Annotated in this window: 13 protein-coding genes; 10 read left to right on the top strand and 3 right to left on the bottom strand. The window is 73.2% G+C overall.

Annotated elements, in window-relative coordinates; translation table 11 throughout:
• Positions 1-128 precede the first annotated feature (128 nt).
• Positions 129-3659: a transcription-repair coupling factor gene (gene mfd, locus OHT61_RS13230; RefSeq protein WP_329038070.1), complete on the top strand. Its 3531-nt coding sequence runs from the start codon at positions 129-131 to the stop codon at positions 3657-3659.
• A gap of 263 nt (positions 3660-3922) precedes the next feature.
• Complete coding sequence (locus tag OHT61_RS13225; RefSeq protein WP_329038069.1) at positions 3923-5224, top strand: M48 family metallopeptidase; 1302 nt, start codon at positions 3923-3925, stop codon at positions 5222-5224.
• A gap of 65 nt (positions 5225-5289) precedes the next feature.
• Here the strand turns inward: OHT61_RS13225 and OHT61_RS13220 are convergent, their stop codons facing one another.
• Positions 5290-5874, bottom strand: coding sequence for a TetR/AcrR family transcriptional regulator (locus tag OHT61_RS13220; protein WP_329038067.1), 585 nt, complete (start codon positions 5872-5874; stop codon positions 5290-5292).
• A 106-nt stretch (positions 5875-5980) separates the two neighbouring features.
• Between OHT61_RS13220 and OHT61_RS13215 the strand changes: the two genes are divergently transcribed.
• The 4 genes from OHT61_RS13215 (at position 5981) to OHT61_RS13200 (ending at position 8972) form a co-directional block, all read left to right on the top strand.
• Complete coding sequence (locus tag OHT61_RS13215) at positions 5981-6847, top strand: SCO6745 family protein (RefSeq protein ID WP_329038065.1); 867 nt, start codon at positions 5981-5983, stop codon at positions 6845-6847.
• Positions 6848-7005: 158 nt separating this feature from the next.
• Positions 7006-7743 (top strand): HNH endonuclease family protein, encoded by a 738-nt coding sequence (locus OHT61_RS13210; protein WP_443049425.1) that lies wholly within the window; start codon positions 7006-7008, stop codon positions 7741-7743.
• A 50-nt stretch (positions 7744-7793) separates the two neighbouring features.
• Positions 7794-8120, top strand: a complete 327-nt coding sequence (locus OHT61_RS13205) for a hypothetical protein (RefSeq protein ID WP_329038063.1) — start codon at positions 7794-7796, stop codon at positions 8118-8120.
• A gap of 105 nt (positions 8121-8225) precedes the next feature.
• Complete coding sequence (locus OHT61_RS13200; RefSeq protein ID WP_329038061.1) at positions 8226-8972, top strand: N-acetyltransferase; 747 nt, start codon at positions 8226-8228, stop codon at positions 8970-8972.
• Positions 8973-9042: 70 nt separating this feature from the next.
• Here OHT61_RS13200 and OHT61_RS13195 read toward each other — a convergent pair whose 3' ends face one another.
• Complete coding sequence (locus OHT61_RS13195; protein WP_329038058.1) at positions 9043-9645, bottom strand: HEAT repeat domain-containing protein; 603 nt, start codon at positions 9643-9645, stop codon at positions 9043-9045.
• 207 nt (positions 9646-9852) lie between these two features.
• On the bottom strand, positions 9853-10710 hold the full coding sequence (locus OHT61_RS13190) for a DUF4190 domain-containing protein (RefSeq protein WP_329038056.1): 858 nt from the start codon (positions 10708-10710) through the stop codon (positions 9853-9855).
• Positions 10711-10919: 209 nt separating this feature from the next.
• Between OHT61_RS13190 and OHT61_RS13185 the strand changes: the two genes are divergently transcribed.
• The 4 genes from OHT61_RS13185 (at position 10920) to OHT61_RS13170 (ending at position 16172) form a co-directional block, all read left to right on the top strand.
• Complete coding sequence (locus OHT61_RS13185; RefSeq protein ID WP_329038054.1) at positions 10920-13028, top strand: N-6 DNA methylase; 2109 nt, start codon at positions 10920-10922, stop codon at positions 13026-13028.
• 98 nt (positions 13029-13126) lie between these two features.
• On the top strand, positions 13127-13792 hold the full coding sequence (locus OHT61_RS13180) for a hypothetical protein (RefSeq protein WP_329038052.1): 666 nt from the start codon (positions 13127-13129) through the stop codon (positions 13790-13792).
• Complete coding sequence (locus OHT61_RS13175) at positions 13789-15345, top strand: serine/threonine-protein kinase (RefSeq protein WP_329038050.1); 1557 nt, start codon at positions 13789-13791, stop codon at positions 15343-15345. The genes OHT61_RS13180 and OHT61_RS13175 overlap by 4 nt, the downstream gene beginning before the upstream one ends.
• A 170-nt stretch (positions 15346-15515) precedes the next feature.
• Positions 15516-16172 (top strand): SurA N-terminal domain-containing protein, encoded by a 657-nt coding sequence (locus tag OHT61_RS13170; protein ID WP_329038048.1) that lies wholly within the window; start codon positions 15516-15518, stop codon positions 16170-16172.
• Positions 16173-16220: the final 48 nt, after the last annotated feature.

The following is a 16220-nucleotide window of genomic DNA, read 5'->3' as shown; positions in this document are numbered from 1 at the left end:
GCCGCCGTACGGACAACCGCGTTCCCTCGCGCGGGTGACACACCGGCGTCGTACGCTGGAGACCCCGGCCCGTCCCACGTGTCGGGTCCTTCGCGTTGCTCACTCGCCACACCGGACGGAATCCCTTCATGAGCCTGCACGGTCTGCTGGACGTCGTCGTCACCGACCCGGCGCTCTCCGAAGCGGTGAAGGCCGCCTCCGACGGCCACCGGGCCCATGTCGACCTCGTCGGCCCGCCCGCCGCCCGCCCCTTCGCCGTCGCCGCGCTGGCGCGCGAGGCCGGGCGGACCGTGCTGGCCGTGACCGCCACCGGCCGCGAGGCCGAGGACCTGGCCGCCGCCCTGCGGACCCTGCTGCCCCCCGACAGCGTGGCGGAGTTCCCCTCCTGGGAGACCCTGCCCCACGAGCGGCTCTCGCCCCGCTCGGACACCGTGGGCCGCCGTATCGCCGTGCTGCGCCGACTGGCGCACCCCCGGGCGGACGACCCGGAGACCGGCCCCGTCAAGGTGATCGTCGCACCGGTCCGGTCCGTGCTCCAGCCGCAGGTCAAGGGGCTCGGCGACCTGGAACCGGTGGCGCTGCGCAACGGACAGAGCGCGGATCTGGGCGAGGTCGTGGAGGCGCTCGCGGCGGCGGCGTACGCCCGTGTCGAGCTGGTCGAGAAGCGGGGCGAGTTCGCCGTGCGCGGCGGCATCCTGGACGTCTTCCCGCCGACCGAGGAGCACCCCCTGCGGGTGGAGTTCTGGGGCGACGACGTCGAGGAGATCCGCTACTTCAAGATCGCCGACCAGCGCTCCCTGGAGGTCGCCGAGCACGGGCTGTGGGCCCCGCCGTGCCGGGAGCTGCTGCTCACCGACGACGTACGCGAGCGGGCGGCAGCCCTCGCGGAGGCGCACCCGGAGCTGGGCGAGCTGCTGGGGAAGATCGCCGAGGGGATCGCCGTCGAAGGCATGGAGTCCCTGGCCCCGGTGCTCGTGGACGAGATGGAGCTGCTGATCGACGTCCTGCCGAAGGGCTCGATGGCACTGGTCTGCGACCCCGAGCGGGTCCGGACCCGGGCCGCGGACCTCGTGGCGACCAGCCAGGAGTTCCTCCAGGCGTCCTGGGCGGCCACGGCGGGCGGCGGCGAGGCCCCGATCGACGTCGGCGCGGCCTCGCTGCGGGGCATCGCGGACGTCCGGGAACGGGCCCGCGAGCTGGGCATGATGTGGTGGTCGACGTCCCCCTTCGCCGCCGACGAGGAGCTGGACGGGGACACCCTGAAGCTCGGGATGCACGCCCCGGAGGCGTACCGGGGCGACACCGCCCGGGCGCTCGCCGACACCAAGGGCTGGCTGGCCGACGGCTGGCGCACGGTGTACGTCACCGAGGGCCAGGGCCCCGCCTCCCGCACGGTCGAGGTTCTCGGCGGGGAGGGGATCGCGGCCCGGCTCGACGCGAACCTGACCGAGATCGCGCCCTCGCTCGTCCACGTCAGCTGCGGTGCCATCGACCACGGTTTCGTCGACCCCGGTCTGAAGCTCGCCGTGCTGACGGAGACGGACCTGACCGGGCAGCGCACGGCCACCAAGGACCTGGGGCGGATGCCGGCGAGGCGCCGCAAGTCCGTCGACCCGCTGACCCTGCAGACCGGCGACTACATCGTCCACGAGCAGCACGGCGTGGGCCGGTACATCGAGATGGTGCAGCGCGCCGTGCAGGGCGCGACCCGCGAGTACCTCCTCGTCGAGTACGCCCCCGCCAAGCGCGGGCAGCCCGGCGACCGGCTGTACATCCCGACCGACCAGCTGGAGCAGGTCACGAAGTACGTCGGCGGGGAGGCGCCCACCCTGCACCGGCTCGGCGGCGCCGACTGGACGAAGACGAAGCAGCGCGCGAAGAAGGCGGTCAAGGAGATCGCCGCCGACCTGATCAAGCTGTACTCGGCGCGCATGGCGGCTCCCGGGCACGCGTTCGCCCCGGACACCCCGTGGCAGCGCGAACTGGAGGACGCCTTCCCGTACGCCGAGACGCCCGACCAGCTCTCCACGATCGCCGAGGTCAAGGAGGACATGGAGAAGTCCGTCCCGATGGACCGGCTGATCTGCGGCGACGTCGGTTACGGCAAGACGGAGATCGCGGTGCGGGCGGCCTTCAAGGCGGTCCAGGACGGCAAGCAGGTCGCCGTGCTCGTGCCGACGACGCTCCTGGTCCAGCAGCACTTCGGCACGTTCACCGAGCGGTACGCCCAGTTCCCCGTCAACGTGCGGGCGCTGAGCCGATTCCAGTCGGACACCGAGTCGAAGGCGACGCTGGAGGGGCTGAAGGACGGGTCCGTGGACCTGGTCATCGGTACGCACCGGCTGTTCTCGTCGGAGACGAAGTTCAAGGACCTGGGCCTGGTCATCGTCGACGAGGAGCAGCGCTTCGGCGTCGAGCACAAGGAGCAGCTGAAGAAGCTCCGGGCCAACGTGGACGTGCTCACCATGTCGGCGACGCCCATCCCCCGTACGCTCGAAATGGCTGTCACGGGCATCCGCGAGATGTCGACGATCACGACGCCCCCGGAGGAGCGGCACCCGGTCCTCACGTTCGTCGGGCCGTACGAGGAGAAGCAGATCGGTGCGGCCGTGCGGCGTGAACTCCTGCGTGAGGGGCAGGTGTTCTACATCCACAACCGGGTCGAGTCCATCGACCGGGCCGCGGCCAGGCTGCGCGAGATCGTGCCCGAGGCGCGGATCGCGACGGCGCACGGGCAGATGGGCGAGAGCCAGCTGGAGCAGGTCGTCGTCGACTTCTGGGAGAAGCGGTTCGACGTCCTCGTCTCCACGACGATCGTCGAGTCGGGCATCGACATCTCCAACGCCAACACGCTGATCGTGGAGCGCGGCGACAACTTCGGCCTGTCCCAGCTGCACCAGTTGCGCGGCCGTGTCGGCCGTGGCCGGGACCGCGGCTACTCGTACTTCCTGTACCCGCCGGAGAAGCCGCTGACGGAGACCGCGCACGAGCGGCTGGCGACGATCGCCCAGCACACCGAGATGGGTGCGGGCATGTACGTGGCCATGAAGGACCTGGAGATCCGCGGCGCCGGAAACCTCCTGGGCGGCGAGCAGTCCGGGCACATCGCGGGGGTCGGCTTCGACCTGTACATCCGGATGGTCGGCGAGGCGGTGGCCGACTACCGGGCCGCCGTGGACGGCGGGGCCGAGGAGGAGCCGCCGCTCGAGGTCAAGATCGAGCTGCCGGTGGACGCGCACATCCCGCACGACTACGCCCCGGGGGAGCGGCTGCGCCTGCAGGCCTACCGCTCCATCGCCTCCGCGAACTCGGAGGAGGACATCCGGGCGGTGCGCGAGGAGCTCACCGACCGCTACGGCAAGCTGCCCGAGCCGGTGGAGAACCTGCTGCTGGTGGCGGGCCTGCGGATGCTCGCCCGGGCCTGCGGGGTGGGCGAGATCGTGCTCCAGGGCCCGAACATCCGCTTCGCGCCGGTGGAGTTGCGCGAGTCGCAGGAGCTGCGGCTGAAGCGGCTGCACCCCAAGACGATCTTCAAGCCGGCCACGCGGCAGATCCTGGTCCCGCGCCCGACGGCGGGCCGGATCGGCGGCAAGCCGGTGGTGGGCCGCGAACTCCTGTCGTGGACCGGGGAGTTCCTCACGACGATCCTGGGGTCGTAGGGCCGGGTACGGCCATGAGCGGGCCCCGCCGGACTGTCCGGCGGGGCCCGCTCCGCTTCCCGGGGCGGCCGGGTGGCGGGGCGGCGGAGTGCGCGAAGGCGCCCCGGGCCGTCGCGTGGGACGGAGTGGTGGCCGACGTACTGCCTGACGTCCCGATCGCACGGCGGGTTGCCGGACTTTACGCAGGCCGACGCACATGATCAGCTTTGCGCTGTCATACAGGAGAGGCCTCTGGGGAGGGGCCGGGGCAGGGGAGACACGCGATGCAGGTCGTCGATGAGGAGCGGGTGCGGCCGTGTCCGCAGTGCGGCACGGAGATCCGGACGGACTCCCGGTTCACCACCTGGTGCAGTGCCTGCGACTGGAACGTGGACCCGGTGGGCGACGCGGAGCCGGAGCGGAGTCACGGCCCGCTGGAGCGGATGAGGCGCGCCACGGCCCGCCGGCACGGCGAACTGTTGCATGCCCGGGTGAGCGGGGACGGCTCCGGGCGCCGTGCAGGGGACCTGTCCGTCGTCCTGGCCTACGCCATCGCGTGTGCGGTGCACGGCGTGACGGTGGTCCTGGCTGCCCTCGGAGTCTGGTGCGTCGTCGCGGGATGGGGCGGCTTCGGCGTGCTGCTCGGCTTGATCCTGCTGTTCGTGGCATGGAACCTCAGGCCGCGACTGCCGCGCCTGCCCGAGGAGGGGCCCCTGCTGCGGCGTGACGACGCACCCGCGCTGTACGGGCTGGTCGACGAGATCGCCAGGGTGGCCGGTACGCGCGGCGTGGACGTGATCGCGGTCGACACGGACGTGAACGCGGGTGTGATGAGCTGCGGGGTACGGGGACGTCGTCTGCTGACACTGGGGCTTCCGCTCTGGGAGGTCCTCACGCCGCAGCAACGGATCGCCCTGCTCGGCCACGAACTGGGTCACTACGGAAACGGTGACACCCGCCGGGGAATCATCCCTGCGACCGCCTACCGCTCACTGGTCGCCTGGTGGGAATACACCGCGCCGACGAGGAACCCGTCTCCGCTCGAGATGGTGCTCAACCTGCTCTGTCTCGTGCCGCGTGCACTGATCGTCGTCGTGTTGAGGACGCTGGACAAGCTGACCATGCGTTCCACCCGGCATGCGGAGTATCTCGCGGACTCGTTCGCGGCGGAGGCCGGATCGTCGGTGGCGGCCGCGGAGCTCATGGACCGGCTCCTCGTCCTGGACTCGGTGGTCGTCACGCTCCAGCGTGCGTCCAACGATCCGCGCGCCGCCCGCCGCGGGGCCGGCGGGGCCGGCGGGGTCGAGGAACGGGCGGAGCGGCTGTGGGCGTCGCTGGCCGCGGACGCGGCGTCGGTCCCGGAGCACGAGTACGAGCGGAGCCGCCGGGTCAGTGCCATCAGGGGGCACTGCGTCGACGCGACGCACCCGCCCACCCATCTGCGGCGGGAACGGCTCCTCTCACTCACGCCCGTGCCTGCGGCTGTCGTCATGGACGACGAGCGGGAGCAGCGGATCTCCGAAGAGCTCGCCGACGCGCGCCGTCTGCTCGCCCGCCGGATCCTGACGGACGGTTTCCCCGGCTGAGGACTGCTGTCCCGTGATCCGTCGCCGCGCGCCCGCTAGGGATCACGGGTTGCCCACAGGGCCGCTCACGACGCCCCTGGGAGTGCGGGGCGGTCGAAGAGGAATCCGGCGACGGACCGGAACATGGCCTCGGGGTCCCGTCCGTCGAGCGGTCCGTCCAGATTGCCGCTCAGCAGCAGCGTGGCGAAGCCGTGGGCGAGGGACCAGGCGGCGATGCCCGCGAGCCGGGCGTCCTCGCCCCGGGCGGCGTCGGGCAGCTCGCCGACCCCCGCGCGCAGTTCGTCGGTGGCACGGGCCTTGGCGGCGAGCAGGGCGGGGTCGTCGGCGCGGTGGAGTTCGGGGCGGAACATGACCTGGAAGTGCGCGGGGTGCTCCGCGGCGAAGCGCACGTACGCGACCCCGCGCTCCCGCAGGTCCGGGGCACCGGCCAGGGCGTCGGCGAACAGCGCGTAGCCCTCGGCGGCGACGGCGGTGAGGAGGCCGGTCCGGTCCTTGAAGTGGTGGGCCGGTGCGGCGTGCGAGACGCCCGCCCGGCGGGCCAGGTCGCGCAGGGACAGGGCGTCGGGGCCGTCCTCGGCGATGGCGTCGAGGGCGGCGGCGAGGAGGGTCCGTCGCAGGTCGCCGTGGTGGTAGGCGCGTTCGCTGGTCATGGGACGTACGGTACGCGCAATCTAGTCATTGACAAGTTCAAGGGGAGAGGTGCACCCTGAACATCTAGTCACTGACAAGATGGACCGGGGAGCGGGAGGTCGGGAGATGTCCGACGAATCGGGTCGGGTGCGTCAGATGTGGCACCTGCTGGAGCCCTTGCACGCCGTCGTCTACTACGCACCCCAGGCCTTCGAGGAGGCCGCCGCGCTGGGGTACGCGACGGACGAGCGGTGGCCGTCCTACTTCGCGTGGCGCGCCGCGCCGCTCGGAGCGGCGGGCGCCGAGCGGGTGGCGGAGACCTTCCACAGCTTCAGCCCCCGGATGATCGGCGCGTACGTGCCGGCCGGCTGGTCCGTCGCCACCCCGGACGCGGTGCTCGCGGCCAGGGAGAGGGCCGTCGACCGTGCGTACCGGGCGCTGTTCGGGGACGCAGTTGACGGCTCCGGGTTCGCCGGAGCCGCCGCGCTCGCCCGCCGGGCCGCGCTGGCCGCCGACGTGACCGGACGCCCCCTCGCGGCGGCGGCCGCCGCCCTGCCGTGGCCGGAGGAGCCCCACCTGGTGCTCTGGCACGCGGCGACGATCCTGCGGGAGCACCGGGGCGACGGCCACGTGGCGGCGCTCGTCGCGGCGGGGCTCGATCCGGTGGAGTCGCTGGTCTCCTTCGCGGCCGTCGGCGCCGCCCGGCCCGAGGTGTTCGCGAGCCGGGGATGGAGCGCCGGGGAGTGGGAGTCGGCCCGTGGTCGTCTCGCCGCGCGAGGGCTGGTGGAGGCGGACGGCACGGCGACGGTCGAGGGCCGCGCGCTGCGCGCCGAGGTCGAGCGCCGTACGGACGAGAGCGCGGCGCAGCCCTGGGAGGCGCTCGCAGCCGAGGAGCGGGAGCGGCTCGTGGAGCTGCTGGGGCCGGTGTGGGTGGGGGTGCTCGGCTCGGGGCTGTTGCCGTCCGAGACGACGCTGGGAATCGGAAAGGTGTGAGTGCGCCGGCCGTGGCCCACCCGCCGTCCTAGGGCGACCGCACCGCCCGATTCCCCGGGGCGCTACCGGCCCCCGCCCGGCACCGCCCGATCCCCCCGGGGCGTTGCCGGCCCCCGCCCCGTGCCGCGATTCCGGCCCGGCGCCTAACCTGGTCGGCTGTGAAGCCATCTGACGCAGTGAGCCCCCGAAACCGCCTCCTCGCCCTTGTGACCGTGGCCCTGACGGGTTCTCTGGTCCTGACCGGGTGCGACTCCCTCGACGAACTGCCCGATCCCGCGCGGTCCGAAGCGGCTCCGGCCCCCGGTGGCAGCGCGCTGCAGGCGGCCGAGGGCCTCACGGTCAAGGGCCGGGCCCCGAAGACCGGTTACGACCGCGACGAGTTCGGATCCGCCTGGGCCGACACCGACCGCAACGGCTGCGGCACCCGGGACGACATCCTCGCGGACCAGCTCGACGACGTCTCCCGGGACGCCGACGGCTGCAAGGTGCTGAGCGGGGTCCTCGACCCGGACCCGTACACCGGGACCCGCATCACGTTCCGGCGGGGCCGCAGCAAGGTGGACATAGACCACCTCGTCGCCCTGTCCGACGCCTGGCAGAAGGGGGCCCAGAAGTGGAGCGACGGCAAACGGCGGGCGTTCGCCAACGACCCGCTGAACCTCGTCGCGGCCGACTCCTCCACCAACCGCCGCAAGGGCGACGGGGACACCGCGACCTGGCTGCCCCCGAACAAGGACTACCGCTGCGCGTACGTCGCGGGGCAGGTCTCGGTGAAGAAGAAGTACGGGCTGTGGGTGACGCGGGCGGAACAGGACGCCATGACGGACGTGCTGCGGACCTGCCCCGAGGAGAAGCTGCTCGCGGGCGGCAACCCGACGGACGCCCCGGCGCGTTGAGCCGTCTCCGCACGGCGGACCCGGAATCCGGTGTGGGGATACTGGGTCCCATGTGGGGATGGCGGCTGACGGCCGCGGGGGTCAACCTCGCCCTGGGCGTGCCGGGAATCGTGCCGGTGTGGCTGGTGTGGTACGTCCTGGCGAACGGCCCCTTCGCAGCGGCCGGATGGGCGTCGCGGGAGCCGACGGAGAACGACGGCATGGCGCTCTGGCTGGTCATCGTCGTCCCGGTGGTCGCGGCCTTCGGGATCATCTGGTGGCTCGCGAACACCCCCCTGCGCCGGAGGGCGGCGCTCGGCCCGCGCCTGTACTGGCCGGCCGGGGTGCTGCTGACGCTCGCGCCCACCGCCGCGCTCATCGTCGGCAGCTACGTCTGACCTGGTCCGGGCCCTCGGCGACGGGGCCGGCTCCCGAGCCGGGTGCCGGGTCCTGCCCGGGTAATCCGCTTGGCCGGCCGGTGACCCGCCCCTACCGTGACGCCCATGGACCTGAAGATCACCTCGCTCGCCGAGCGTCCCGAGCTGGCGGGCGCGATCGACGACATGCCCGTCACCTGGCCGCCCTTCGTGCTCGACGACCTGGTGGGCTGGGCGAACTTCCCGCGCCTGGCCGTCGATTTCCCCGAGTACGTGCTGGTCGCGACCGGCCCGGACGGCGCCGTGGTGGCCCGGGCTTACAGCGTGCCCTTCGCCCTCGACGTCCCGGGGCGGGGTTCCCTGCCCGCGAGCGGCTGGGACCGGGTGCTGCTGTGGGCGTTCTCCGACCTGCGGCACGGGCGCACCCCGGACACGGTCAGCGCGATCGAGGTGGCGGTGGCGACGGGCCTTCAAGGCCGGGGCGTGTCCGGGCAGATGCTGGCCGCCATGCGGGAGAACGCCCGGCGGCTCGGCTTCCGCGAGGTCGTGGCCCCGGTACGGCCGAGCGCCAAGCACACGGACCCGGCGACGCCGATGGAGGAGTACGCCCGGCTGACCCGCGACGCGGACGGCCTGCCGGTGGACCCCTGGCTGCGGGTCCACGTGCGGGCGGGCGGCGTCGTCGACTCGGTCGCGCCGGCCTCGATGACCGTGAGCGCCCCGCTCGACCGGTGGCGCGCCTGGACGGGGCTGCCGTTCGACACCGAGGGCCCCGTGGATGTGCCGGGCGCCCTGGTGCCGGTGCTGTGCTCGGTCCGGCACGGTTACGCGGTGTACGTCGAACCGAACGTGTGGGTGCGGCACCGGACGTGAGCCCGGGGGCGGACCTGCCGAGGCCGGCACGGCGGCGGTCCGGGGACCCGTTCACGCGGTCGCCCGAGGGTCATCGCCGCCGCCGCTCCAGGGAGGCGGCCGCGGCGTCGGCCACGTCCGCCCTGGGGCCTGCCGCGCACGAGTCGAGGAACGCGCGGACCCGGTCACCGGGCCAGTCCCGCGCGGCGACCGCGGCCCAGTAGCGCAGGCCGTCGAACCGATCGAGCGGGTCGAGGAAGTCCAGGACCCGGTCGACGGTCGTGGCGTCCAGGGGCGGTGCGAGGGCGGCGACGGCCCGAAAGGCACCGTCGGCGAGCGCGGGGTTCCGGTGTCCCAGGCACCATTCCAGTGCGGCGGCGCCTTCTCCAGGGCCGCGCAGCCGGACGAGCGCATCGCCGAGGGCCACGTGCAGTGCGGTGTGTTCGGTGGGCCGCCGGGCCAGTTCCGACAGGAATCCGACGGCGGGCCCGTAGGCGCACGCCCCGAGGGCCATGACCATCTCGTACTGCGTTTCCCAGGTGCGGGGGTCGCCGGTCTCGCGGCGGAGCGCGTCGAGCAGCGCCGGGCCGGCCGTCACGTCCGGCGACCTGCCCAGTCGCCTCGCGGCGGAACGGCGCTTGGCCGATGCCTTGTCGCCCAGCTGCGCGACCACTGTCTCCCTGGGAAGCGACAACGTCTTTCCTGCTCTCCTGAGGTTGGACCTGCCGACCTGCCGACCTGCCGACCTGCCGACCTGCCGCCGCGGCCTGGTGTCGTGCTCCGGAAGAGACATGGTGCCCTCCCCCGGGGAGGCGCCCGCATCTCCGGGCGCCTGCCTGCCTCGTGGAGCCGTGGACCGTGCGCCGTCGTGCGCGGGCCGTCGTGCGCGGGCCGTGGTGCGTCAGAGCTTCAGGTCCCACTGGTCGGCGTCCCATTCGATGCCCGGGCTGACCTCGACGGTGAGGTTCTTCGCGTCGGCCGGTGCGTCGAAGGCGAACTGCGCGGTGATCTTCTTGCCCGGGAGGACCGTTCCGCTGAAGCCGTCGCCGACCTTGCCGTCGAAGATCTGCTCGGCGTTCACGCCGTCCTTGCCCGCGCGGGCGTCCACGGTGGCCAGGGACGCGTCGAACTTCTCCTTGCCCTTGTTCTCCAGGACGACCGTGACCTTGTACGCGCTGTTGCCCTTGGTGTGTCCGGAGGCGAACTGGTCCGGCGTGTACGCGCTCGCGGGACCGACCGTGACCTCCAGGCCGTCGTCGTACACGGCGGTGTCCGCTTCGTCGAGACTGACGGCCTTGTCGTCCGGGGCGTCCTCCGCCGTGCCGTCCGCAGCCTTGTCGTCGGCGGTGCCCTTCGCCGCGCCGCCCGTGGCCGCCCCCGGCTTCGCCGAGGCCGAACTCCCCGCCACCTCCTTGTTGATGTCCTTCACCACGTCGTCCACGGCCTTGTACGTCAGGACGGCTCCGACCACCGACAGGATGAGCGAGACCAGGCCGAGTACCGCGCCGAAGGTGGCCACGCCCTTGTTGGTCGCCTCCCCGCGCTTGGCGCGGCCCCGTGCCGCCAGGCCCAGGATCAGGGCGATGACTCCGAGGATGCCCGCCAGCCAGAAGAGCAGCGGCACCAGTCCGGAGACCGTCCCGATGATGCCGAGGACGAGAGCGGCGACACCGAGTCCGTTGCGGGCGGGCCGTGTGCCGGGAGGCTGGGTGGGGGCGTACGGCTGCTGAGGCTGAGGCGACTGCGTGTACTGAGACATGGGTGTGCCCTTCGGCGAATGACGGGGATGTGAGCGGCGAGAAGAGCCGCCCCGTTGTGCGATGGGTCAATAAGAGCAGAGCCTGTGAACCGGGTCAACACGCAATCCATTGTTTCGAGTCGCCTCATGCGTGAACCGCTGTGTGCGCGTGATCGGTATGCTCAGCCACAACGGGCGACACCGACGCGCGTGGAACGGGAGACAGGCCAGTGCCGGAGAGCTCGACAGAGGTGACCGCGGCCGGAATCGCCCGGCTCGCGGGTGTGGGCCGCGCCGCCGTCAGCAACTGGCGCCGCCGCCACGACGACTTCCCGAAGCCCGTCGGCGGCACCGAGGCGAGTCCTTCGTTCGCCCTTCACCAGGTCGAGCAGTGGCTACGGGACCAGGGCAAACTCGCCCAGGTCCCGCTCCGCGAGAAGGTCTGGCAGCAGATGGCCGGGCACCCCGGCGGCGCCGTCACCGCGCTCGTCCACGCCGGCAGCGCCCTGATCCTGGTCCGGGACAGGCCCACCGCCTGGCTGGAGATCACCGCGGTCTCGGACGCCCGTATGGCGGGAGTGCTCTCCGGCGCCCTGGACCGGGTGCTGGCCGACCGCTTCGGGCCGGAACGCGTCGTCCCCACCCCCACGGCCTCCGCGCTCCTGCCGTCCGTCCCGCTCCTGCGGGGCGTCGCCGAACTCGCTGCGGAGACCGGCGTCCGGCAGGCCTTCGACTTCCTGTTCGGCCGCCAGCTCGACGCCAACCCGCGTCAGTACACGCTCACCCCTCCGGGTCTCGCCGACCTCATGGCTACCCTCGCCGAAGCGGCGAAGCCCCACGGCGGCCACGGGGGGAAGCGCCCCCCGCGCACGGTCCTCGACCCCGCCGCCGGAACGGGCGCCCTCCTGCGCGCGGTCGGCAGGCCGACGGCTCTGTACGCGCAGGAGTCGGACGCCGACCTCGCGGCGCTCACCGCGCTCCGGCTCGCCCTGCAGGCGACGACGAGCGGCGCCGACGAGCCCGCCATCGAGGTGCGGACCGGCGACACCCTGCGCACGGACGCGTTCACGCAGCTGACGGTGGACGCGGTCCTCTGCCACCCGCCGTTCAACGAGCGCAACTGGGGCCACGACGAACTCGCCTACGACCCGCGCTGGGAGTACGGCTTCCCGGCCCGCACGGAGTCGGAACTCGCCTGGGTGCAGCACGCCCTCGCCCGCCTGCGCGAGGGCGGCACCGCCGTGCTGCTGATGCCCCCCGCCTCGGCGTCCCGCCGCTCGGGCCGCCGCATCCGCGCCGATCTGCTGCGCCGCGGAGCCCTGCGCGCCGTGATCGCCCTCCCGGCCGGCGCCGCGCCCCCGTACGGCATCCCCCTCCACCTCTGGGTGCTCCGCAAGCCGGGTGCCGAGTCGCGGCTGGCGCCCGAACTGCTGGTCGTGGACACCGCCGACCCCGAATCGGCCGGTGCCGCGTCGGGCCGTGAGCGGCTCGACTGGCCCGCGCTGCACGCCGCGGTCCTCGACGCCTGGACCCCCTTCGACGTGGTGGGCCGCCGGGAGCCCGTCGAGGAGCGGCCGGGGGTGAGCCGCGCCGTCCCCGTCATCGAACTGCTCGACGACGACGTGGACCTGACCCCCGCCCGCCATCTCCCGCCCGCGGCCTCCGGCGGCGGCGCCGCGGAACTGACGGCTGTGCGGGAGGGGCTGCAGGACACCCTGAAGCTGGCCTCCCGGCTCGCTCCGGCGCCCGCCGTGCCCGGCGAGGCGGTCAGGCGGCCCCACACCACGGTCGGCGAACTGGCCCGGGCCGGCGCCCTGCAACTGCGTACGGGCACCGGTGCGGCGACCGGTCGGGTGGCGGTCCTCACCGAGCACGACGTCCTCGCCGGAACGGCGCCCAGCGGGACGCCCACGGCCCCCGCGAGCTCCCCCCAGGACGAGCCGCTGCTGCTGGAGACCGGCGACGTGGTGGTGCCCGTGCTCGGCGGCGGCGCGGTGGCCAGGGTCGTCGACGACGCCACGGCGGGGTCCGCGCTCGGCCGCAACCTCCAGCTGCTGCGCCCCGATCCGGCCGCCCTGGACCCCTGGTTCCTCGCCGGCTTCCTGCGCGGGACCGCCAACAACCGCCAGGCCAGCAGCTACGCCTCCACGGCGACCCGCCTCGACGCACGGCGCCTCCAGGTGCCGCGCCTTCCGCTGGACGAACAGCGGCGGTACGGCGAACAGTTCAGCGCCCTGGCCGCCTTCGAGGACGCGCTGCGCACGGCGGGGCGCCTCGGCGGGCAACTGGTGCAGGGGATGTACGACGGACTCACGGACGGCACAGTGGCGCCGAAGTGACCTGAAGCACAATGGTTGTGCACAACCCGGGACCGCTTGTCCGTGTCGGTGTATACGCTCGCAGCAACGTCCGACACAGACCCTCCCGGGAGCAGCACATGCATGGCTACGGCTATCCGCCGCCGCAGCTACCGAAGCGGCGGCCGGCCTCGGCGACGCTCACCGCGCTGCGCGTGCTCTTCGTGGCACTCACGCTCATGAGCTGCGGGTTCCTGTCCTGGGCGTCGCTGCTGCGGCTGGCCACCGTCACCCGCAAGGGACTGGACTGGACGCTGATGGCGGTGGTCGTCGCGCTCAACGCGGGCATGTTCGCGTACATCGTCTCCACGCCCGACAGCGAGGAGGAACTGACGGACGCGCAGGCGCTCGTGTTCCTCGGCTGGCTGCTCTGCACCGTGATCGGCACGATCACCTACTACCTGTACGCGGAGATCCGGCACTACGGCCCCCAGCCGGCAATCCCCGGCGGCCCGTCGCCGTACGCGGCTCACGGCGTGCCGCACGCCCCCGCCGTCCCGCCCGCGAGGCCCGCCCCCGGGTACGGCTACCCGCCGTCCCCGGCCGGCTCCGTACGCCCGCCCGCCCCGCCGCAGGGGACCGCCCCGGTTCCGCCTGCCCCGTCCGGTCCGCAGCAGCGGCCCTCCGCCGTTCCGCCGCCTCTGGCCGATCCGCCGAGGCTCGCCACCCCGCCACGCCTCGACCAGGTGCGCGCCGAGCTCGACGAGCTCAGCGACTACCTTCGCAAGGAGGGTGACAGCAGGTGAACGGCCGTGTCATCGCGGGCCGTTACGAGCTGGCGACCATTCTCGGCCAGGGCGGCATGGGCCAGGTGTGGACGGCGTACGATCAGCGGCTCGACCGCAGGGTCGCGGTGAAACTGCTGCGCCCCGACCGCGTCGCCGGGCCCTCCGGCAGCGAGGCCGCCGACGACCTGCGGCGCAGGTTCGTCCGCGAGTGCCGGGTCACCGCACAGGTCGACCACCCGGGTCTCGTCACGGTCCACGACGCGGGGAGCGACGGCGACGACCTCTACCTCGTCATGCAGTACGTCGAGGGCGCCGACCTCGCCGACCACCTCGCCGAGCACGACCCCTACCCGTGGACCTGGGCGGTCGCCGTCGCGGCCCAGCTCTGCGCGGTGCTCTCGGCCGTGCACGCGGTACCGATCGTGCACCGCGACCTGAAGCCGCGGAACGCCATGATCAAGCCCGACGGCACCCTCACGGTGCTCGACCTCGGCATCGCCTCCGTCATGGACACCGACACCACCCGTCTCACGCACACGGGTTCACCCATCGGCTCCCCGGCCTACATGGCCCCCGAGCAGGCGATGGGCGGCGCCGTCGGCCCGTACACCGACCTGTACGCCCTCGGCGCGCTCCTCCACGAACTCCTCAGCGGTGACGTACCGTTCGCCGGTTCCACCGCCCTCGGGGTGCTGCACCGCCATCTCTACGAGCCGCCGCTCCCGGTCCGCCGGCTCAGGCCCGAGGTCCCCGAGGCACTGGAAGCCCTGGTCCTGCGGCTGCTCTCCAAGGACCCGCAGCACCGCCCCGCCTCCGCCCAGGAGGTCTACGAGGCCCTGCGGCCCCTGCTGCCCTCGGGCGGGCAGCCCTCGGGGCCGCTCGACCCGACCCGCCCGTTCCTCCGCCCGCACGCCCCCTGGCCCGACCGGGCGGCCACCCCGGCCCCGGCGCCCGTACCGGCGCGGCAGGCGCCCCCGACGACCTTCGAGCCGCCCTCGCGGCCGGACGTCGCGCAGGCCGTCGACGAGGTGAAGCGGCTCCTCGGCGAGGGCCGGATCACCCAGGCCGTCGACATCCTCGGCGGTATCCTCCCGGCCGCCGCGGCGGAGCACGGCGAGCACTCCCCGGTCGTGCGCATCCTGCGCAAGCAGTACGCCGCGACGCTGATGGACGACGGGCAGTACCGCCGCGCCCTGCCCGAGCTGCGCCGCCTGGCCGACGACCGCACGGCGGAGGCCGGCCCCGGCGACGCCGGGACACTGCAGTTCCGTTACGACGCGGCACAGTGCCTGGAGCAGCTGGGCGAGGCAGCCGCGGCGCTCGCCGAATACCGGGCCCTCCTGCCGTACTACGAGGACGGCTACGCCAACTCCACGGGTCCCGGGCGGGCGTTCGACATCCGGCAGCGCATCGGCCACCTGCTGCTCGGCATGGGGGACCACTCGGCGGGCCGCGCCCAGCTGCAGGCCCTCCTGTACGACACGGAGCGCGCCTACGGCCCGCACCACCCGCTGCCCGTGGAGCTCCGCCGGCAACTCACCCACCATCAGGACGTGCGCGGGTCGTTCTGAGGCGTGCCGTGGTCCGAAGCGGCGGCGCGGACGGGTTTTCGTCCCCGACCCCACACTGACCGGTCCGGAAATCGTTGGTCGAAGCAGTGGCCCGAATCACGTCCACTGCCTAACATCGATCACCGCAAGGCTTTGTGCACTGATGCACAAACTCTCCCCGGGAGGCTCCTTTGCACCGCCGCCGTCGCACCGCGCTCGTCCTTTCCGCCGCAACGCTCCTCGCGGCACCGCTCCTGACCGCCTGCGGCAGCGAGGCCCATCCGGGCGCCGCGGCCGTCGTGGGGGGCGACCGGATCGACGTGGCGACCGTCCAGGCCGAGGCGGCCGACGTACGCACGGCCCAGGAGAGTGCCGGGCAGTCCGAGGAACTGGTCAAGAAGACCGGGCAGCTGAACCGCGCCAAGCTGCACAGCCTCATCTTCGGGCGGGTCCTGGACCGGGCCGCGAAGGACGCGGGGGTGACGGTCAGCCGCAAGGAGATCCAGGAGATCCGCGCGGCGGCGGCGGCACAGTCCGGCGGGGACAAGGGGCTGCGTACGGTGATGCTGGAGCAGCGCTGGGTCGCGCCCGGCCAGATCGAGGACGACCTGCGCAAGGAGGTCCAGCTCCCGAAGCTGGCCCGGGCGCTCGGGGCCGACCTGCAGACCCCCGCGGGCCAGCAGGCCGTGAGCAAGGCCCTCACCGAGGCGTCCACGTCGCTGCACATCGACGTCAACCCGCGCTACGGCAGCTGGGACGACAAGAAGGTCCAGCTCAGCACCTACAGGACCGCGTGGATCAAGCAGGTCACCACCTTCCCGGGCCAAGAGCCCGAGGCAGGCGCCTGACGCCCGGGGCACGTCCTCCCGTGTCGGGCGGCTCCGGCGCCCGGCCGG

The organism is Streptomyces sp. NBC_00178 (genome assembly GCF_036206005.1).
GTDB lineage: Bacteria > Actinomycetota > Actinomycetes > Streptomycetales > Streptomycetaceae > Streptomyces.
Note: the sequence above shows the minus strand (reverse complement) of the source record. Positions and strands in the feature narration are given on the sequence as shown.